Origin of the sequence: Maribacter sp. (assembly GCF_016744255.1) — a bacterium.
In the GTDB taxonomy this organism is placed as follows: domain Bacteria; phylum Bacteroidota; class Bacteroidia; order Flavobacteriales; family Flavobacteriaceae; genus Maribacter_B.
This window is the reverse complement of sequence record NZ_JADGES010000062.1, coordinates 1-20,943: the sequence shown is the minus strand read 5'-3', so window position 1 is coordinate 20,943 and position 20,943 is coordinate 1. Positions and strand designations below refer to the sequence as shown.

General features: G+C 34.1%; 13 protein-coding genes and 1 pseudogene. 5 read left to right on the top strand and 9 right to left on the bottom strand.

Going from position 1 to position 20,943, the window contains the following annotated elements; genetic code table 11:
- Nucleotides 1-260 precede the first annotated feature (260 nt).
- From QZZ51_RS11185 to QZZ51_RS11160, 6 genes are all read right to left on the bottom strand, one after another.
- A complete protein-coding gene (locus tag QZZ51_RS11185) occupies nt 261-1,769 on the bottom strand; it encodes a RagB/SusD family nutrient uptake outer membrane protein (RefSeq protein WP_291869613.1) in 1,509 nt (502 codons plus the stop codon).
- A gap of 11 nt (nt 1,770-1,780) precedes the next feature.
- The gene (locus tag QZZ51_RS11180; protein ID WP_291869611.1) at nt 1,781-5,008 is read right to left on the bottom strand and encodes a SusC/RagA family TonB-linked outer membrane protein; all 3,228 of its coding nucleotides are present in this window, start codon (nt 5,006-5,008) and stop codon (nt 1,781-1,783) included.
- Nucleotides 5,009-5,503: 495 nt separating this feature from the next.
- A complete protein-coding gene (locus QZZ51_RS11175) occupies nt 5,504-5,662 on the bottom strand; it encodes a YhcH/YjgK/YiaL family protein (protein ID WP_291869609.1) in 159 nt (52 codons plus the stop codon).
- Nucleotides 5,663-5,743: 81 nt separating this feature from the next.
- Nucleotides 5,744-6,649 (bottom strand): dihydrodipicolinate synthase family protein, encoded by a 906-nt coding sequence (locus tag QZZ51_RS11170; protein WP_291869607.1) that lies wholly within the window; start codon nt 6,647-6,649, stop codon nt 5,744-5,746.
- 105 nt (nt 6,650-6,754) lie between these two features.
- Nucleotides 6,755-8,221, bottom strand: coding sequence for a RagB/SusD family nutrient uptake outer membrane protein (locus QZZ51_RS11165; protein ID WP_291869605.1), 1,467 nt, complete (start codon nt 8,219-8,221; stop codon nt 6,755-6,757).
- Nucleotides 8,222-8,231: 10 nt separating this feature from the next.
- Nucleotides 8,232-11,483, bottom strand: coding sequence for a TonB-dependent receptor (locus tag QZZ51_RS11160; protein WP_291869603.1), 3,252 nt, complete (start codon nt 11,481-11,483; stop codon nt 8,232-8,234).
- Nucleotides 11,484-12,202: 719 nt separating this feature from the next.
- On the opposite strand from QZZ51_RS11160, the gene QZZ51_RS11155 reads away from it, so the two are divergent.
- From QZZ51_RS11155 to nadB, 5 genes are all read left to right on the top strand, one after another.
- On the top strand, nt 12,203-12,424 hold the full coding sequence (locus QZZ51_RS11155; protein ID WP_291869601.1) for a hypothetical protein: 222 nt from the start codon (nt 12,203-12,205) through the stop codon (nt 12,422-12,424).
- Between the two features lie 114 nt (nt 12,425-12,538).
- On the top strand, nt 12,539-13,096 hold the full coding sequence (locus QZZ51_RS11150; protein WP_291869599.1) for a YeeE/YedE thiosulfate transporter family protein: 558 nt from the start codon (nt 12,539-12,541) through the stop codon (nt 13,094-13,096).
- 2 nt (nt 13,097-13,098) lie between these two features.
- Nucleotides 13,099-13,512, top strand: a complete 414-nt coding sequence (locus tag QZZ51_RS11145; RefSeq protein WP_291869597.1) for a DUF6691 family protein — start codon at nt 13,099-13,101, stop codon at nt 13,510-13,512.
- A gap of 112 nt (nt 13,513-13,624) precedes the next feature.
- Complete coding sequence (gene nadA, locus QZZ51_RS11140) at nt 13,625-14,551, top strand: quinolinate synthase NadA (protein WP_291869595.1); 927 nt, start codon at nt 13,625-13,627, stop codon at nt 14,549-14,551.
- 1 nt (nt 14,552) lies between these two features.
- Nucleotides 14,553-16,121: an L-aspartate oxidase gene (gene nadB / locus QZZ51_RS11135; RefSeq protein ID WP_291869593.1), complete on the top strand. Its 1,569-nt coding sequence runs from the start codon at nt 14,553-14,555 to the stop codon at nt 16,119-16,121.
- Between the two features lie 42 nt (nt 16,122-16,163).
- Here the strand turns inward: nadB and bglX are convergent, their stop codons facing one another.
- The 3 genes and pseudogenes from bglX to QZZ51_RS11120 all read right to left on the bottom strand — a co-directional run.
- On the bottom strand, nt 16,164-18,446 hold the full coding sequence (gene bglX, locus QZZ51_RS11130; protein WP_291869591.1) for a beta-glucosidase BglX: 2,283 nt from the start codon (nt 18,444-18,446) through the stop codon (nt 16,164-16,166).
- A 136-nt stretch (nt 18,447-18,582) separates the two neighbouring features.
- Complete coding sequence (locus QZZ51_RS11125; RefSeq protein WP_291869589.1) at nt 18,583-20,238, bottom strand: glycoside hydrolase family 16 protein; 1,656 nt, start codon at nt 20,236-20,238, stop codon at nt 18,583-18,585.
- Nucleotides 20,239-20,250: 12 nt separating this feature from the next.
- Nucleotides 20,251-20,943: pseudogene (locus QZZ51_RS11120) on the bottom strand (hypothetical protein); the annotation flags it as partial.

Below are 20,943 nucleotides of genomic sequence, written 5' to 3'. Positions count from 1 at the left end.
CGCCTGTGGAACCATTCATAAAAACTCCTGAAACTTTATTCCTAATTAAAAAACTACTATAATCTTTAATTACACTAACATTTAACGAACCATCTTTATACATTGGGGCATACGTCGCCGCAACTAATTTTTTAATTTTCATACTTTTTTTTTGTAAATGAATTAACTAAACGTTACAGATTACCATTTTACAATAAAAAAAGAGAGCTAAGGTTATACCAAAGCCCCCTTTCAAAACTAACTCAACTATTATTAATAGATTAATTATAACCTGGTGTTTGTTCTAATAATGGATTTCTTCCTATCATATCTAGCGTAATAGGTAATAGCAATTTATGCTCATCTCCTGCATTTAAGAAACTTACATTATCGAACACAAAACTATTTCCTGCTCTTCTTAAATCCCACCATCTTTTACCTTCACCTATAAACTCTTTATAGCGTTCATTTAAAATAGCATTAGCATTATCTGTTTGAGAACCATTAGTATACCCATGTGTTCCAACAACATAATTAACCCCATAAGCTCTTTCTCTTATTTGATTGATCTCTACAGACGGATCTTCTCCTAAAAGGTTTTTTGCTTCAGCTAAAAGCAAAACAACATCTGCATACCTATAAACCGGAGTATCATTCTCAAAAATTCTACCACCAGTACCATCATCATCACCTAAAAATTTAGTAAATATGGCTCCAAAATAATTTGCAGCATCATAGTTAGGATACCCTGTACCCCCATTATCATTTGAATATAAGAAAATGAAATTAGCTGCTTTACGACTGTCCTCATTATCATCTAATAATAATATGGTTTTTTCTACAGGTCCAAATCTATTAGCCCCACCTATAACAAAACCATCCATAGAAGCTCCACTTTCATTAAAAGCAGGGTAAATCTCTGTAGATCTACCTGTAAAGCTATTATAAAAATTAGAGCTCTCTTGATCTTTATATTGGACTGCAAAAATAAACTCACTATTATCTTCGTTTACTTTACCCCATAAATCAGGGTAAGTACTTTCTAAATCCACCTCTAACAATGCTATTTGTTGCAATGCCGATTTGGCTTCGTTAAAATCTGTGGCTCCGCCACCCATTAAGTTTCCTGACCAAATATAAACATCCCCTTTTAAAGCTAATGTTGCTGCTTTTGACCAATACACTTTGCTTCCATCAAAGAAACTACCATCTGAACCAAAAGCACTTAAAGAAGCTGTTATATCAGATTTTATTTGTGCCATCACTTCACTTTGTGACGATCTAGCTCTACTTAAACCAGCAGGGTCAATTTCAGTAAAAGGCTCCAAAATAATCGGTACACCTCCCCACGTCTTTAATAAAGTGTAATAATAGAATGCACGTAAACCATAAGCTTGACCCATTAAATGATTCTTATCTTCTTCATTAGCAAAAGACACATTAGGCGCGTTTATAATAAAATCATTAAGCTTATGTATATTAGAATAAAGCCCAGCCCAGCCACCAAAAGGTGCTGTAGAAACATTGATATTAGACTCTATAAGATTAATACTAGAAGGAGATTCGAATGTTTCACCTCCCCATATATCACTTCTTATTTCACCTAATAACCAAAATGAATAATTACTAAATCTATATGTACCATATAAACCTGTATGTGCTGCCATTGCCCCCTCTTCAGTATCCCAGAAGCCAGCAGTTGTCAATTGACTAGGACTTGTTATTTCAAGTTCGCTTTCACATGAACTTAATCCTAAAACTGTAAATAATATATATATATATTTTTTCATTGCGTAAAAGTTTAAAATGATACGTTTAATCCTATAGTAACTGTTCTTGGCATTGGAAATTCACCAGCTTGAAATCCACCTTCTTCAGGAGAATCACCACTATAACTTTTAAAATAATGTAAATTAGAACCCGTAGCATAAATACTTAGGTTTTGTATAGCATCATTGAAATATTTTGTTGGCACATTATAGCTTAGAGTTATTTCTCTTAAAGCTAAATAATCTCCTTTTTCCCAAAAACGACTACTTGCATTTCCTCTATATATATTCCTTTGAGCATCTACAAATATAAAACGTGGTAAATCTGTATTAGTATTAGTTGGTGTCCAAGAATTTAACACTTCAACGGGTTGATTTAGGTTTCCTTGAGTTTGTGCCAATCCTTTTCCACGGATATGATTATGAATGATATGACCCGTAGCAAAATCTGTTTTAACAAATAAATTAAAGTTTTTATAACTTAAGCTAGAACTTAAACCTCCAACAAAATTAGGAGTAGCCCTACCAATAACTTTTCTGTCCAGACTATTAATTATATTATCCCCGTTTTGGTCAACCCAAGCTACATCTCCAGGAAAACGTTGTGTACCATTAGGTAATAATTCATCTACCCTTGTAGCATGCTCATCTACAGCCGCTTGATCTGCATATATGTAGTCTTGCTCGTAGGCAATAATAAGATCATTACCTACACGTTGCCCCTCTTGCAAGCCACCAATCCATTCTTCTTCATTTGTGTTTGGGTTCCAGATTTGAGTTCCGCCTTGTCTGTTTAAGTCGTTATCATTCTCAGGTAACTTTATTACATAATTTTTATTACTAGTTATAGTACCTCCTATATTCCAAGTTAAATTTTCATTTCTAATAACATCGGCATTCACCTCTAATTCAAACCCTTTATTCCTAAGGGTTCCGTTATTAGTAAGTATACTGCTAAACCCTGTATAAAAAGGCAATGTAAGACCTGCTAATTTACCCTTAACATCTCTTGAGTAAACATCTGTTATAAAATTAAGTCTATTATCAAAAAAGGATACATCTAAACCAACATTAAATGTTGTAGATCGCTCCCAAACAAGGTCTAACGTTGACAAAGTAGTATTTGCATAACCTGTTTGACCATTGTACGTGCCTTGCGAACCATAGGAACCAAAAACAGAAAAATTACCACGATCAGAAATCACTTTTAGATTTCCATTAGACCCGTAACTTAATCTAGGCTTTAACTTAGACACATATTTACCTATAAATGAATTTTGTATAAACTCTTCATTATGTGCATTCCAACCAGCAGAGATACTAGGAAAAAAATCAAACTTTTCATTTCCTAATTGTGAAGAGCCATCACGTCTAAAAGTTGCCGATAATAAATATTTACTATCAAAGTCATACAATAATCTACCAAATGTAGAAACAAGCGCAAATTCAGTTTCAAAACTTGAAGCCCCAGTTGCCTCCGCTCCTGCATTAAGAGTCTCAATTAAATCGGTTGGAGATCCCTTCGTACGAGCAAAAGAGCTAAAAACGTTTTCTTTAAAATACTCAGCACCTAAAAGGGCATCAAAATTATGGTCTCCTATCTTTTTTTTATAATTCACCGTACCCGTCAGTTGGTTTCTCAATGTTCTTTCTAAAATAGTTGATGCATTACGAGATGTATTAAGCGGACTTGAAGTACTTCCCTGTCTAAAAGCTCTATTAAAATTTTCGTTATGTTTATTAATAGTAAAATGACTAGCTTTAACAGATGCTGATACGTTTTTAATAATATCCCAATTAACACCAACAGAAGCCGTTAAACGTTGTTCTAAATTCTTTCTAACAAATTTATCTTGATAATATAAAGGGTTACCAAAACCATTATTTGTACCTGGACTTAAAACATCTGACAAGGTTCCATCAGGGTTGGTATCATAAGTTCTAGATGTTCCTGCTTGTCCTGCAAATCTTCTAAACACTCCATCATCACTTCCTAAAGGACTTAAACTTAAGTTAGAATGTGAATATAAAATATTAGAGTTCACTTTTAACTTGTCCGATACTTTATAGGAACCTGAAAATTTCCCAGAATACCTTTTAAAGCCAGATCCTAAAATTAAACCGTCATTATCTAAAATACCAAGACCAACATAATACGTACCTTTCTCATCTCCACCATCAAACGATAGATAATGGTCTTTAATTTCACCATTTTGATAGATATTATTACTAACATCATTATCAAAATACAAAATCTCCTTACTAGTATCCAATGGATCTATTACTGTTTTCCATCCTGGTTGATTTAATAAGTACTGATTATCAGAGGTAAGAAACTGAGTTGTATATGCTGAATCTGTAGTATTGTTACCTGTAGAAAAAGCTGTTGCTCCATTATTTAAAAAACCAGAATCAAAATTAGTTCTACCTGTTACTTCTGTATAATTAGCAACAGCTTGCCTGTTATATCTTATAAAATCAGCAGCCCCAATAAACTTCTGGTCATTTCTTTCTTTATTTGTGCTATACTTGTATTTATAGCTAATGGAAGACTTTCCTACTTTCCCTGTTTTAGTAGTTACCAAAATAACCCCATTAGCAGATCTTGCACCATAAATAGCAGTCGCAGCAGCATCCTTTAATACCTCAATAGATTCAACATCATCCGCATTTAAGGCATAAAAAGAGCCTGGAACTCCATCAATCAAAATTAAAGGGGATCCACCTCCACCAAAACCTGTTCCACCACGTAAAACAATTGATGGTGTAGACCCAGGTTGCCCTGTATTGTTTGTCACTCTTAAACCCGCAATGGTTCCTTGCAAGGCTGTTGCAACATTAGATCTTGAAGATGTTTCCAAAATCTCCGTATCTAATTTAGAAATCGAAGTTGTTAATGTTGCTCTAGTCTGGCTACCATATCCCGTTACAACAACTTCATCTAGCATAGCTCTGTTCTCTACTAAGGAAATATTCACTACCATTTCATTAGCTACAGTGGCTTCTTGATTATTAAATCCCAAGTAGCTAAAAATCAAAACATCCCCATCGGAAGCATCGATGGAGTAATTTCCGTCAAAATCGGTTTGAACACCGGTGGTAGTTCCCTGAATAATGACACTTGCTCCAGGCAATGGAAGATTGTCATCTGCAGAAACTACAGTCCCTGTGATTGTTTTCTCCTGCCCATAACTTAATGAAGACATAGAAAAAAACAATACAAATACCATAAAAATGATATTAAACTCTTTTTTTTTCATACTAAATAGTTTGAATTAGTTAATTAATATTGGTTAAATACAACATATAGCATTATGTTATACATAATGCAATATTATAACATTTAATTAACATTACAAATCTTTAAAAAAAATAATCCCCAAAATCTATATCTCTCATTTACAAACAAGTTCTACGCTATTTCTAGAAAAACAACTTCGTAATCCTCAAACCTTACCACCCTAAGAGAATCAAAAAAATAACGCAATAGAAATTATTACATCCAAAAAAATTGCAGGCACCATATAATATTCCAAATATTCCAAAGGGTAAGGAATTAAATCAAGGTTCATAATACACTCCTCCTTTTGACTGATTCTTGTTATAGTATTGTAAAAAACATGTGAGTTTGATGCATACTAAATACCTTTTTCATATAGCGTTAGGTACTTTTGTTACTTCTTTTACATTTAGCAAAAAACCACGCAAGTCTTAGGACATACATGGTTTTTACATTTTAATTCTATTCGTAAAGCCTACCTCTTTAAAATCGCAAAAACATCTTCCCCCTCAATCTCGTACTTTCCCTCTGGTATATTTAAAAAATCTGTACTTTGAATATAAAGCAAAGCTTTATTAACACCTACATGTATTCCTTTGTACAGCTCTCTATTTTCTAGTTTATCTAAAATCATTTTTTTTAACAATATATTAAACAAAAAAAATCAAGCTAAAATATTAATTGAAACTTGATTTTTTTGTTTGAAATTTAAAATTTATTTACTTAAAAAAGGCAACAATCCAATGTTCTCTAACTCCTCCTTAATATCATCATATTCCGTATTTGAAAGTGTCGTATGTGGAAATCTACTTGGACCACAATCTACACCTAAAGTTCTCATAAACCCTTTAGCAACACCATTAAAACCGCCTTTACCATTCAAAATTTCAACAAATCTAATGGCTTTAGTTTGCAATTCTGCCGCTTCGGCCATTTTCCCCGCTTCAAATAATTCTTTAATCTTATAGTATAATGGTGCTAAATGATTGTAAGTACTTCCTACCCATCCTTCTGCACCTAAAGGCAAACTGGAAAGAAACACTTCATCAAATCCAAATAAAATATTGTACTTACCGTTCTCAAAATTTTTGCAGTGCAGGTAGTCTATTAAATTATTATTGGTAAACTTAATTCCTTCTAAATTCGGGATTTCTTTGGATGCTATTTTTAAAAAATCTAGCATATTAAAATCTGCCCCACTTAAAGCAGGAATATGGTAATAGTAAAATGGTAAATTTGGAGCACAAGCAGCAACTTCTTTACAATACTCTACTAATTTATCCATACTGTTTAATCTAAAATAAAAGGGAGCCAAAACTGCTATAGCATCTACTTTATCCGCAGCATAGGCAGATAATTCTTTAGCTACTTTTAAGCTCGGATCACCAACATGGTCGATTAAATATAAATCAGACGATTTATTTTTAGCCCAAGCAGATGTTATTTCTTTTCGTTCTTCAGTAGATAACGAAACAAAATCGCCTGTGGAACCATTCATAAAAACTCCTGAAACTTTATTCCTAATTAAAAAACTACTATAATCTTTAATTACACTAACATTTAACGAACCATCTTTATGCATTGGGGCATACGTCGCCGCAACTAATTTTTTAATTTTCATAATACTGTATTTGAAGTGCTTAAAAAAAGTTAAAAGAGAATTCTAAAAATTAGACTCTCTTTTAACAAACTAACTCAAACTATTTATTTTGAAGCACTTTATTTATTAATATCCTGGTGTTTGCTTCAATTTTGAATTTAATGATCTTGTCTCAGCAGATATTGGCCATAAATACTTTTGAGAATCTACCCCAACCATATTCGGCACAAGATTCGATACTTCACCAAATCTGATTAAATCAAACCATCTTTTACCTTCAAAACCTAACTCTTTAGCTCTCTCCTTTAAAATAGCCGTATCAATATCAGCCTTAGCAACAGTGCCTAAGTAAGCACCTATACCTGCTCTTGTTCTTACTTTATTTAATTCCGTAACAGCTGCACTAGGATTATCCTGAGCATTTAAAATTTCAGCTTTTAAAAGAATTAAATCTGCTAATCTATATATTTTAACATCATCAGTGAACTGTCTAGTTCCAGGGCCAGTCAAAGAGCCAATGAATTTATTAAATACATGGGAGTTAGTATTATCAGAGTAAGTAATGTCTAGAAAATAAAGTTCTTCTCTCTCATCATTTAACTCGTCAAAATACCCTCTAAACACATCTGATGTAGTAAAAAATTGAGCTACTGTTTTCCCTTGAGTGATTGAAACCAATGGTGTCACTTCTTTAGACTCATCAGACAAAAGATTGAAAAACTCCCCACTTATAAGAAAATCTGCAGCCCAAAACGGAGTCTTGGCTTGTTCAACTTGACTATAAAAAACAGAAAACACATCTTCTCCTGTGGCTTCAGTAGATCTAAAAACATCAGCATATGATGATAATAATACAGCTCCACTATTGTCGATAGCACTATTAACCGCCGTTAAAGCTGTAGCTAAATCTGTATCTCCACCTCCTCTAACCTTAGATTTCCATAAAAAAACATCTGCCTCTAACGCAGATAGAGCTGGCTTAGATATACTATATTTAGATTTTATACCTTCCGATGAAAATAATCCTTTAGCTTGATTAATATCACTTATTATTTGAGTATAAACTTCTTCACTTGAAGTCCTACTTTCTGGAGAGACTTCCTCCTGAGTTGATGACGATATACCAATAGTAATCAAAGGTACATCTCCCCAAATTCTTACCATATAAAAGTAAGTAAATGCTCTAAGTGTTAAAGCTTCTGCCTTAATAGCATTCTTGTCACTTTCATTTACAAATTCAATGTCATCTATATTCTCTAACAATAAATTAGCTGCATTATTCACCTCATAAAATGATGCCCAATCAGAACCAGTAGTGTTCTGGGTTATTGTATTTCTATTTACGTCACTGCCTGCTCCCAAGTCTCCCTGTACTACAAGCTCTGATCGCATGTCTCCATACAAATAAAATAAATTTGATGCATTTCTAAATCTTGAATAAATACCATTAAGTGCTGTTTTTGCATCATCTGGTGTTTTATAAAAATTCTCAAATGAGGTTGTACTTATAGGCCTCTGTTCATCAAGTTCGCAAGAAGCAAAAAGCAATGTCGCTATTGCGAAATAGGCGATATTCTTTATTTTGAATTTCATGTTTTTTTGTTTAAAATTTAATATTAGCCCCTAAAGAAACTGTCCTAAAAGTCGGGTACTTCCCAGAATCAACTCCATTAGGAGTAGCTTCAGGGTTATATCCTCTATACTTAGTAAAATAGTGTAAATTTCTCCCCGAAGCGTAAAGCTGAAGCGAACGAACATGTATTTTTTCTAAGAACGGTAAATCTCTCAAAGTATATGACAGCTTAACTGACCTTAAACTTAAATAGCTCGCATCTTCAACATATTGGCTATTTGCCCCATGAAAAGAATTACCGATTCTTTGAATTACACCAGCTCCACCACCATCACCGCCATCATTTGGCCTGTGTATGTTTCTAGAATTTCCAAAATCAAAAAATACAAATCTTGGCGTATCAGTAACATCTCCTTGTTTTGTCCACGCATTATGCAAGTCTGAAGTAGCTCCAATACCACCTTGAGATTGCCCATTTAATCTTGCTCTATTATAATTAAAAATTTCATGTCCTAAAGCAAAATCCATAAACACATCTAACTCAAAGCCTTTGTATTTAAAATTGTTAGAGATTCCACCCGTTACATCAGGAGTTGCGTTACCTAACACTACTTGATCATCAAAATCAATTTTACCATCTTCATTCGCATCTAACCATTTAACATCTCCACCAACTTTCTTTCGGTAATCAATTCCGTTTCGACTTGTTCTATCCGAAGCAACTAAATCGTCAATACCATCAGCTGCAGCTTCTGCGTCTGTAGAATATACTTTCACAAATTTCCAACCAATTATATTCCCTAAAGATTCTCCTTCGGCAATACCTCCGATTCCATTTAAATTATCTGTTTTTGATTCTTGCCCACCATAAATTAAGCCTTGTATTCTATTATTCGCGTTATTACTTTCTGGCAATTTAAGTACTTCATTATTTGAAAATGTAGCATTAACATTAGTTGTCCATGAAAAATTATCTGTTGAAAAGTTTCTAGATGTTACACTAAATTCTAATCCATTAAATTGCACATCACCAATATTCTGTTCTACACTTGAAAAACCAGTTGTATTAGGTAATGGTGTTGTAAATAATAAATCTTTAGTGACTTTTGTATAATAATCAAAAGAGAAATTTACACGTGATTTAAACAAATCAAAATCAAAACCAAAATCTGTCTGAGTTGTTGTCTCCCATCCTAAATCTGCATTAGGAACCTGTGTTGGTACCGCAGCAGATTGCCCGTTATACTGCAATGATGGATCAACAATACCTTGTGACAAATAAAATCTATTCAAATTATCAGATTGTCCTACTTCGTTATTCCCTGTTTGCCCCCAACTTGCTCTTAACTTTAGGTTAGAGAGTGTTTCATTAGCATTTAAAAAATCTTCTTCAGACACTCTCCATGCGCCAGAGACACTTGGAAAATACCCTGTTCTATTATTTTTTCCAAAAATGGAAGAAGTATCTCTTCTTAGCGTTCCAGAAAAGATATACTTATTATCATAATCATAACTTAACCTACCAAAATAACCTAACAATGATGATGCCGATTTAATTGATGACGCAGAAAGAATTGTTGATGATGCGTTTAAGGTTGCAATATTATCTGTTCCAGAACCTGATCCTTCTATAGAAGTAGCATAATAATCATCATCAATACTAGAAGCCCCTATTAACAAACCAAGATTATGATTGCCAAATGCTCTTGTGTATCCTAAAGTTGCCTCAAGCTGCTTTCTAGTATTTTCTAAAGACGAATAACTAGCTGGCCTAGAAGAATCAAAAGTATTAGAACGAACAAAATTCTCTACAACAGTATTTCCTTTTGTATAGCTAGCATTTGTTGTGAAATTTAAATTATCTAAAATTTCATACTTCAATGTAGCCCCAATATTTAATTTTGTTCTTACCGTTTCTCCAAAATTATTTTTAATATAGTGTTCAGGAGTTTGAGACTTACCACTTGTTCCTGGAGCAAGTGAACCATCATCAAAAACTCTTCTTACAGTTGGAGCTAATCTTAATGTACGTCCAAAAAATCGAGGAGCAAGCTCTGGTTGGTGCTGCTCACTTGTAATATAGTTAACAGATGTACTAGCCTTTAACCTATCGCTAATATTAAATTTAAGATTAGACTGCAAAGAAGATCTATTATAATCTGTACCCACAGCAACACCATCTTGGTCCGTATGAGCAAAACTAACATAATAACCCATTTTCTCACTAGCCCCATCAACAGAGACATGCGTATTTTTAAAACCTGCAGTTCTAAACAATACATCTTCCCAATTAGTTGATGTATAAATCAAAGTTCCTCCAGAAATAGGGTCGGGCATTGATTCATAGCCTGCTGGCACAGATTCACCAGGGGCCAAAAGTCTTGTAGAACTACTTGATGTTGCAGAGTTACCCGTTCCCGTTGGCTGAGCTCCACTACCAAAAGCAGAATTTTCATCTAAAAAAGATAGTAACAAACCTGGTCTCTCAAGTCTTAAAAAATCAGCTCCATTCAAGTAATCTAATTTTTTATTTATTGAACTAAAAGAATATCTCTGATTAATACTAATATTAACCTTACCGCTTTTACCTGATTTCGTAGTAATCAATACCACTCCATTAGACGCTCTCGCACCATATATTGCAGAGGCAGCAGCATCTTTCAATACCTGCATAGTTTCAATATCATCTGGATTAAAATCCTCAGAAGAACGCTGAACACCATCTATAATGAACAAAGGAGTACTACCTTTATTAATAGAAGACCCTCCACGAATTACAATTTTAGGAGATGTCCCTGGCTGACCATCAGCTGTCTGAATAGTTACACCCGCAGCTTTCCCCTGCAAAGCACTTCCCACATCAGTAACGGATTGATTATTTAATTCTTTTGCCGAAACCGAAGATATCGCTGATGATAAAAGTTTTCGAGAACTTGTCCCGTATCCAATAACCACTACCTCATCAAGGTTCTGAGCATCAGTAACCAAAGCAACATCAATTGTAGTTTGGTTTGCTAAAGTGACTTCTTGAGCAACATACCCAATATAGCTAAAAATCAAAACATCCCCATCGGAAGTATCGATGGAGTAATTTCCGTCAAAATCGGTTTGAGCACCCGTGGTCGTTCCCTGAATAATGACACTTGCTCCAGGCAATGGAAGGTTGTCATCTGCAGAAACTACAGTTCCTGTGATTGTTTTCTCCTGTCCATAACTTAATGAAGACATAGAAAAAAACAATACAAATACCATAAAAATGATATTAAACTCTTTTTTTTTCATACTAAATAGTTTGAATTAGTTAATTAATATTGGCTAAATACAACACAAAGTATTATGTTATACATAATGCAATTATATAACATTTAATTAACATTGCAAATTTTTTTAAAAAAAACAATATCAAAGAGTTACATGTATTATATCTAAATATAATAGCCTATTTGTAGAAAAATTATTAACTCATAATCATGGTAAAATCAAAAAAAGTAACTCCATCTGGTAAATTTACCATATCAAAAAAAACACAAAGTAATGAAAAAGCAAGTACTAAATCAGGACTAATATTTAAGACTCTAAAACCATAAAGATTAGTAAACGCTATAAATAGCTATGTGGATTTTCAAAATATGATAAACTTCAATCGAAAGCTTAACGCCAAAACCGTATGATTTCTACTTAATTAACCGTTTTTCTTCTATTTTAAATGCTAATCATATAATTTATGAGCTAGCCCTAAACCAACTTGTTATTTTAACTAAATTTTAATTTCTTATTATTAACAAACAATGTTGACAATAAAAACAACAAAACACCAAGAGTAAAAACGCTACAATTACCTGATTAATAGTGTTTTATGTTTTTAAATCATAAATATACTGAACTACAGACTATCTAAAAATAGCACAAATCAGTAAACCTAATAGGGATATAAGCACTAACAATTATAATGATATTTGGAATTGTTCTATATTATATTAACTTTAGCAAAAATTTAATTTATGGATTTAACGGAAAGAGCTCTCGAGTTTGAAACTAGAAAAATGAGCAACATGTCTACTAGTGACCGTGTTGAAGCCTCTAGAGAAGCAAAAGCATTGATATTAGAAATTAACGAAATTTATAAGGAAACTAAGGATTCTGAACTAATGGATATGATGAAGCGTTTAACAGAAAAGAAACGCAAAATTGAAAAACGTCTTAAAGGTGCGCCTTTAGTATAATATTTTAAAAACGAATTGCGTGTTTATTTAATATAAAAAACACAAAGATAAAAAGGTGTATGGTTACAAACCGTACACCTTTTTATGTGTTCAATATTTTACAAATAATAACAAATGGAATTTATTTTAAACCCTTGGCCATGGTATGTCTCGGGCCCCTTAATTACACTTATCATGGTTCTTTTACTCCTTTTTGGAAAAAACTTTGGAATGTCATCTAACCTTAAAACACTATGCACAATAGCTGGGGCAGATAAATATTCCGATTTTTTCAAAATAGATTGGCGGTCATACAAATGGAATTTAATAGTGGTTTTAGGAGCTATTATTGGTGGCTTTATTGCTACACAATTTTTATCTAATGACGCTCCCATACAATTAAGCTCAGAAACTATTACAGATCTAAAAACTTTAGGTTTTGTAAATCCAGGAAATACTCTATTGCCTCCAGAAATATATAGTTGGGATGCTATTTTAACACTAAAAGGTATTAGTATTCTTTGTATAGCTGGTTTCTTAGTTGGCTTTGGCACTCGTTATGCAGGCGGATGTACCTCTGGACATGCCATTAGCGGACTAAGTAATTTGCAACTACCATCATTAATTGCCGTTATTGGTTTTTTTATAGGCGGTTTACTAATGACACATTTTATTTTACCTCTAATCTTTTAAGTATGAAATTTCTAAAATTTTTAATCGTAGGTATACTTTTTGGAATAATTTTAGTAAAGTCTGAAGCTGTTTCTTGGTATAGGATTTTTGAAATGTTTAAGTTTCAATCTTTCCACATGTACGGTATTATTGGTTCTGCTGTAGGTTTAGGAATTCTATCTATCTATATTATTAAGAAGACAAAAATTAAAAACATAGAAGGCACCAAAATAGAAATTCCAACCAAGGATAAAGGGTTTGTAAATTATCTGCTTGGTGGTTCTATTTTTGGTTTAGGATGGGCTTTAGCAGGAGCTTGCCCAGGACCTATGTATATTCTAGTAGGCACAGGTGTTTTTAGCATACTCCTTGTTATTGCAGCTGCAACCTTAGGAACTTTTGTATATGGCATATTAAAAGACAAATTACCACACTAACTTTTATTCTTTAAGTTTAAAAAAATTCCTTGTTCTAATTGTATGACATAAGTCATTTATTTTCTCTTTAGATACCAGTAATCTTGTAGTTACTGTATCTAAAGAATTAGAAGTGACTCTAAGAGAAAAAATTTTATCCTTAAAAAAGGGAAAAAATGCGGTTATTCTAGCGCATTATTACCAAGAAAAAGAAATTCAAGAAATTGCCGATTTTGTTGGCGATAGCTTAGAATTATCTAAAAAAGCAGCGGAATCTACCGTAGATATTATTGTATTTTCTGGAGTACATTTTATGGCAGAAACTGCCAAATTATTGAATCCTAGTAAAACAGTAGTCTTGCCAGATTTAAATGCTGGTTGTTCCTTAGCCGATTCTTGCCCTCCTAAAGCTTTTAAAAAGTTTATAGATGCACATCCAGAGCATACCGTAATTACATATATTAATTGCAGTGCGGAAATAAAAGCAATGTCAGATTTAGTTTGCACTTCCTCAAACGCCATAAAAATTATAGAATCTATTCCCAAAGAAAAACCTATTATTTTTGCTCCCGATAAAAACCTCGGAAAATATCTTGCCAAAATAACAGGTAGAGATTTTCTTTTATGGGATGGGAGCTGCATTGTACATGAGGCTTTTAGTATCGAAAAATTACTAGAACTACATAAAAAGCATCCAGATGCAGTAATCATTGCGCATCCAGAATCGGAAACACATATCTTACAAACAGCAACTTATATTGGGTCTACTTCTGGTATGATTAATTATGTAAAAGAGCATCCAGAAAATAAATTCATTGTTGCCACAGAAGCAGGTATTCTTTATAAAATGCAGCAAGAAGCTCCAAACACAATACTGATACCAGCACCTAGTGAAGCGGATAATACATGTGCTTGTAGCGAATGTGCTTATATGCGTGTAAATACGCTCCAAAAGCTTTACGATTGCCTAAAAAATGAGAGTCCGAAAATAGAAATACCAGAGACTATACGAGAAAATGCAGTACTTCCTATTCAAAAAATGCTAACCTTATCTATCTAAAATGGTTACATCGAATTATTTGGTAATTGGGTCTGGTGTGGCCGGACTTACTTTCGCCGTTAAAATTGCGCAAAAATTTCCTAACAAAAATATTACTATTGTCACCAAAGGAAATGAAGAAGAATCTAACACCAAATATGCCCAAGGTGGTATTGCAGTTGTATTAAATGAAGAAGAAGATTCTTTTGATAAGCATATACAAGACACTTTAATTGCTGGTGATGGCTTATGCGACCCCGAAGTAGTAGATATGGTGGTTAAAGAAGGTCCAAAAAGAGTACATGAATTAATTGAATGGGAAACTAATTTCGATTTAAACCCAGAAGGTACATTCGATTTAGGAAAAGAGGGTGGCCACTCGGAATATAGAGTAGTCCATCATAAAGATATTACAGGTTTTGAATTGGAAAGAGCACTATTAAAAAGAGTATATCAATTACCAAACATAAGGCTTTTAGCTCATCATTTTGCCATAGATTTAATCACGGATCACCATTTAGAAAAAGAAAACACAAACGAAATTTCTTGTTATGGTGCCTATGTACTTAATCAACATACAGGAGAAATTTTAACCATAAAAGCACAACATACCTTATTAGCTTCTGGTGGCATTGGCAGTGTTTACGGCCATACTACAAATCCAATTATCGCTACAGGAGATGGTCTTGCAATGGCATACAGGGCTAAAACTAAGATAAAAGATATGGAATTTATTCAATTTCATCCTACTGCAATGTACACTCCAGAAGGGGGCTCCTCTTTCTTAATCTCTGAAGCTGTCCGTGGCTTTGGTGCTTATTTACGGACTAAAGAAGGGCATCGTTTTATGCTCGATTATGATTCCAGAGCTGAATTAGCTTCTAGAGATATTGTTTCACAAAGTATAGATTCCGAATTAAAGAAAACAGGAGACTCTTGTGTATATCTAGATTGTACACATTTAGACATAAAAGCCTTCAAAAATCATTTTCCCAATATTTACGACAAGTGTTTAGAAGAACATATTCCTATAGAAACAGACTGGATTCCCGTAGTGCCAGCTTCACATTATTTATGCGGAGGAATAATTGTTGATAAAGACGGAAAAACTTCCGTAAACAATCTTTATGCATGTGGAGAATGCAGTAGAACAGGATTGCATGGCGCAAACAGATTGGCATCAAACTCTTTATTAGAAGCTCTTGTCTATGCGCACAATATATATTTAGATTTATGTGATGCCCCAAAGGTTAACATTCCAGAAAACATTCCTCCTTGGAATGATGATGGCACCTCTATACCTAAGGAACATATACTAATTCAACATAACCTAAAACAGTTACAAGCTTTAATGCGAGACTATGTAGGTATTGTTCGCAACAATGACCGTCTACATTTGGCTATTAAACATTTAGATTTAATCTATGAAGAAGTAGAAGAACTATACAAAAAATCTAAAGTTACCACTACCCTCTGCGAACTTCGGAACATGATAAATGTAGCTCATCTTATTATTCAGCAATCCCTAAATAGAAAAGAAAATAGAGGAGGTTATTACAATATCAGTAACATAAAAAAAGCATCTAAATAAAAACTTAGATGCTTAGCGGGGTAGTATCCTTAAAAACTATAATTAGTCTACTAACTCAAACTCACTTTCTAAAATAGTGTTAGAACTACCGCCAACAAAAACATTAAAATCTCCTTCTTCTGCTTCCCAAATACCTTTTGCAGAATAAAACTGAAGCATTTCTTCCTCGATAATAAACCCTACTTCTTTAGATTCTCCAGGTTTTAAAGAAATTATTTTAAATCCTTTTAGCTCTTTAACTGGCCTTGTTATACTTGCGAATTTATCTTGAATATATAACTGTACTACTTCTTTCCCTTCTATTTTTCCTGTATTAGTCAAAGTACAAGAAAGGATTATTTTTTCTCCATTCTTAAAAGTGCTTTTACTAAGTTTTAAATTACTATATCTAAAACTAGTATAGCTTAAGCCATAACCAAATTCATAAAGAGGCTCGTTGCTCTCATCTATATAATGCGACCAAAAAACCATATTAGGAGCTGGTATTGTTGGTCTTCCTGTACTTTTATAGTTGTAATAAATTGGAATTTGACCAACACTTTTAGGAAAAGTCATTGGCAATTTACCGCTTGGATTATAATCTCCATATAAAACGGAAGCAATAGCATTTCCACTTTGCGTTCCTAAATGCCATGTTTCTACTATTGCTGGCACATTTTCATCTGCCCAATTGATAGTTAAAGGCCTACCATTCATTAAAACCAAAACAATATTTTTATTTACCTCATAAACGGCTTCTAATAATTTTTGCTGTAATCCTGGTAAATCTAGTGTAGTTCTGCTTCTACCTTCTCCAGATTGAAAACCGTTCTCCCCTAAAACCATAATAACAACATCATTCTTGGCTGCAAGTGCAACAGCTTCTGCTATTCCAGAGGCGTCATCCTCATTTATTTTAGTCTCTAAAGTAAAATCTGTCTTCCCCTCCGTTAAGACTACCCCTTTCGCATAGGTTATTGTATTTTCTTTATAATTTTTTAACCCCTCTAAAACAGATATTGCAGTATTATCATCCGCTGCAAGACGCCAACTTCCTAAAGGGCTATTCTTGTCTTGCGCTAAAGCTCCTATCACGGCTATTTTTTGTCCTTTTTTGTTTAAAGGTAAAAGTGCCTTTTCGTTTTTAAGTAGCACTATCGATTTTTTGGCCATATCTAAAACAGCCGCTTGGTTTTCTGGGCTACCTATAACAGATTTCTCTAGCTTCTCATCACAATATAAATAAGGGTCATCGAAAAGTCCTAGCTCATACTTTACGGTTAATATTCTTTTTACAGCATCATCGATTAATCTTATATCTACCTTGCCTTTATGTATTAATTTTTCTAAATGATTTACGTAACCATAGGATTCCATATCCATATCTGAACCAGCATTTGCTGCTAGTTCACTTGCTTGTTCTTTATCTTTAGCATAACCATGTGCTACCATTTCATTGATAGAACCCCAATCGGATACAACAAATCCTTTATAACCCCATTCTTTCTTTAATATTTCTCTCTGCAAAAAAGCATTGCCTGTTGCTGGAATACCATTGAGCTCATTAAAAGAATTCATAAACGTTTTTACTCCGGCATCTACCGTTGCTTTAAAAGGAGGAAATATGGTATTTTGCAAAGTGGCCATTCCTACATCTACCGTATTATAGTCTCTTCCAGATTCTGCAAATCCATAGGCTGCAAAATGTTTAGCGCAAGCAGCAATCGTATTCTTTTTAGACAGATCATCTCCTTGAAAACCTTTTACTCTAGCATATCCTATTTTACTTCCTAGATAAGGGTCTTCCCCTGCTCCTTCCATAACACGACCCCAGCGCGCATCTCTAGAAATATCTACCATAGGAGCGAACGTCCAGTTTATGCCACTTGCTGCAGCTTCACTTGCTGCTACTTCTGCAGATTTTTTAATCGCTGCTAAATCCCAACTAGCAGCTTCTGCTAATGGAATTGGACTTATTGTTTTATATCCATGAATAACATCAAAACCAATTATTAACGGAATTCCTAGCCTAGTCTCTTCGACCGCAATTTTTTGTACTTTCCGTACTTCTGCAACACCGCGAACATTAAGCATAGAACCTACTTGTCCTGATTTTAAATGTTCGTATTTAATTGCGGCACCTCCATTTGTAGGTGCCGGGCCCGTGACATTCCAAAACCCGTTGTATTGGTTCATTTGTCCAATTTTCTCTTTCAGAGTCATCTTCGCTAAAAGAACTTCTACTTTTTGGCTTATTTCCGTTTGTTTTACATTATCCACTGTTTCTTGAGCGTGTAATTTACCCCAAAAGCATATAACGTAAATTAAAATAAGTACCTGTTTCATTGGTTATTTTTAGTATTAAAATCCTTATTATCTAGTTCCTTAAAATTACTATAGAATTGCAAGATTTTATAAGACAATATTTTCCCATTTGCTACAATCATTGGAGCTATATATTCTTAATAGACTATAGCTCCTACTATTGATAATATCGTACGTAATCTATTTCCATGGAAGATTCTACAAAAGAAGTATCAATAGCTCCTCCTAAGCTACCTCCCATGGCTACATTTAATATAATAAATTGGTCTGTATCGAAAGGCCAAGTATCTGCATTTTTTGTATCTGGTTTATAAGTATAATAAACCTCATCATCTATTAGAAAAGATATTTCATCTGGAGACCAATTCATAGAATAGACATGAAATTCAGAACTTGCATCGGGAACTGTTTGCGAACCTATGTTAACCGTTGCACCAGAACTCGAAGTATTATGAATAGCACTTTGAACAACACCTTGATTATTCCCAACATGCTCCATAATGTCAATCTCTCCACAAGCTGGCCATCCTATGGTTCCTATACTAGAACCAAGCATCCATATTGCAGGCCAAGTTCCTCCTCCTTCCGGAAGTTTAGCTCTAACATCTATTCTACCATAAGTAAATTCTCTTAATCCTTGTGTTTTCATACGTGTAGAAGTATACTCGTACCCACTATAACTTTCTTTTTTAGCTGTGATTGTTAAGATTCCACCAGAGATATTTACATTATCTGTTCTATCTGTGTAAAATTGCGATTCGTTATTTCCCCAACCATTACTACCGTTTCCTAAATCGTAATTCCAACTTGTAGCATCTGGAGCCCCATCTACATCAAATTCATCTTGCCAAACCAAATTAGTATAAGCTACATCTACCTCCGTTGTACTATCTCCACCTTGAGAAGCTGGGGTGCTAGAAAACTTATGATACCAAGCTAAATCTGGATTAAGTGCATCTATAGTTCTAACATAAAGGCTATTCGCTGTAATAGACAATATTTCATACGAAGAAGACCCCACATAATATCCCATAAAAGCATTATCAGAAAAATCTAGTTGCGTTCCTCTTGTTTCTGCTTCTGGCACACCATTATTTGCTGGACCAACAGAAACAACACTAGTACCTGAGGTATCAAAATCGTAGCAAAAATCAAATCCTTCAGAACCACCAGCTATTGCTTCATGTGCTCCATTGAAATAGGTTTGTCCTTTATTATCCAATTCATACATAAGCTGTCCGTTTACATCTACCGTAAAAATTAATTCATCATCACAGAGACAATCGGACTCGTCGTTACTACATTTTTCAAAAGGCTGCGTAGCAAACCATTTTGGCCACCACCAATCTCCATCTATACCATCTCTTGAAGGGCCTACTCCCAAATGGCCTGGTTCAGCCGCAGCTAAATACCACGTTTTAGAGCCTCCATTAGTTAATAGTTGAATGGCCTCATCATCTGTAAAATCGCTTTGTACAGCCACTTCTAAGGTTTTAGAAGTACTGATTCCTCCTGTACCATACGCTATCGCTATTACGGTATATGTATTAAGTCCTGTTTTAGTAAATCTTTTGGTTGCTTTACCTGTTACAGATACAGCAGTAGTACCATCACTAAATACGTATTTATACGAAATTGCATTTTCTGCAACCGCAGTAAAATTAACAATACCAGAACCGTCTTCTGTAATTTCTCTTGCTATAGACAAATTTGTCGGTGTTGCTAGTGCTGCCAAAGAAGGTTCGTCTTCTTGACAAGAACTTGGTAACATTAGAAGCAAGAATATCTGAAATAGAAATTTTATTTTTATCATCGCTTTTCTGTATTAGTTTTTTATAAGCTTATACTGCCAAAATACACCTGCTCCAGCTTCGACCACCACATTCATGGTAGTATCATTATCACTAAGTGTTACACTATACGTAATCGCTGTAGGCACGGCTACATTAGGTAGCTCTCCTTCGTTATTTGCTTTTGGTATTCCAATATAAGCTCCTGTTCCGTTTATTGTAATAGTTCCTGCAGTTGCATCATACGAATACGTTGCCGAAGCAGAACCATCGTGTGGAGCTACAGGAGTTTCACAAGCATCAGAACCACCTTGCCAACCTTCTATCCATGTATCTGTTCCTAAAATATTTGCAAAAGAACCATCTACTCCAAATACAAAGGTATCATCAAAATAACATGCTCTATCTGTTACACCTTGCGCATCAATAGCAAACCAACTAGTATCTCCTACAGAAGGACCTACTCCTAAAGAACCAACTTCGGCCGCCATTTGCCAAGTTCCTGCTATTGGTGAAACAATTGTACTGCCTTCTTTAACTAATTTGTATTGCCAATATACTCCAGAACCTGCTCCGGTTTCTACTACTACATTCATAGTGTTTTTATCTTCGGATAAAGAAACCGAATAACTAATTGCATTTGGAACGGCAACATTTGGTAATTCGCCGTCATTATTTGCTTTTGGAATACCAATATAAGAGCCTGCTCCTGTAATTGTAATTGTACC

Coding starts and splice junctions, on each gene's coding strand:
- QZZ51_RS11150 (WP_291869599.1), top strand. CDS start 12,539: ATGGAATTTATTTTAAACCCTTGGCCATGGTATGTCTCGGGCCCCTTA.
- QZZ51_RS11125 (WP_291869589.1), bottom strand. CDS start 20,238: ATGATAAAAATAAAATTTCTATTTCAGATATTCTTGCTTCTAATGTTA.
- nadB (WP_291869593.1), top strand. CDS start 14,553: ATGGTTACATCGAATTATTTGGTAATTGGGTCTGGTGTGGCCGGACTT.
- QZZ51_RS11185 (WP_291869613.1), bottom strand. CDS start 1,769: ATGAAAAAATATATATATATATTATTTACAGTTTTAGGATTAAGTTCA.
- bglX (WP_291869591.1), bottom strand. CDS start 18,446: ATGAAACAGGTACTTATTTTAATTTACGTTATATGCTTTTGGGGTAAA.
- QZZ51_RS11160 (WP_291869603.1), bottom strand. CDS start 11,483: ATGAAAAAAAAAGAGTTTAATATCATTTTTATGGTATTTGTATTGTTT.
- QZZ51_RS11165 (WP_291869605.1), bottom strand. CDS start 8,221: ATGAAATTCAAAATAAAGAATATCGCCTATTTCGCAATAGCGACATTG.
- QZZ51_RS11180 (WP_291869611.1), bottom strand. CDS start 5,008: ATGAAAAAAAAAGAGTTTAATATCATTTTTATGGTATTTGTATTGTTT.
- QZZ51_RS11155 (WP_291869601.1), top strand. CDS start 12,203: ATGGATTTAACGGAAAGAGCTCTCGAGTTTGAAACTAGAAAAATGAGC.
- QZZ51_RS11175 (WP_291869609.1), bottom strand. CDS start 5,662: ATGATTTTAGATAAACTAGAAAATAGAGAGCTGTACAAAGGAATACAT.
- QZZ51_RS11145 (WP_291869597.1), top strand. CDS start 13,099: ATGAAATTTCTAAAATTTTTAATCGTAGGTATACTTTTTGGAATAATT.
- QZZ51_RS11170 (WP_291869607.1), bottom strand. CDS start 6,649: ATGAAAATTAAAAAATTAGTTGCGGCGACGTATGCCCCAATGCATAAA.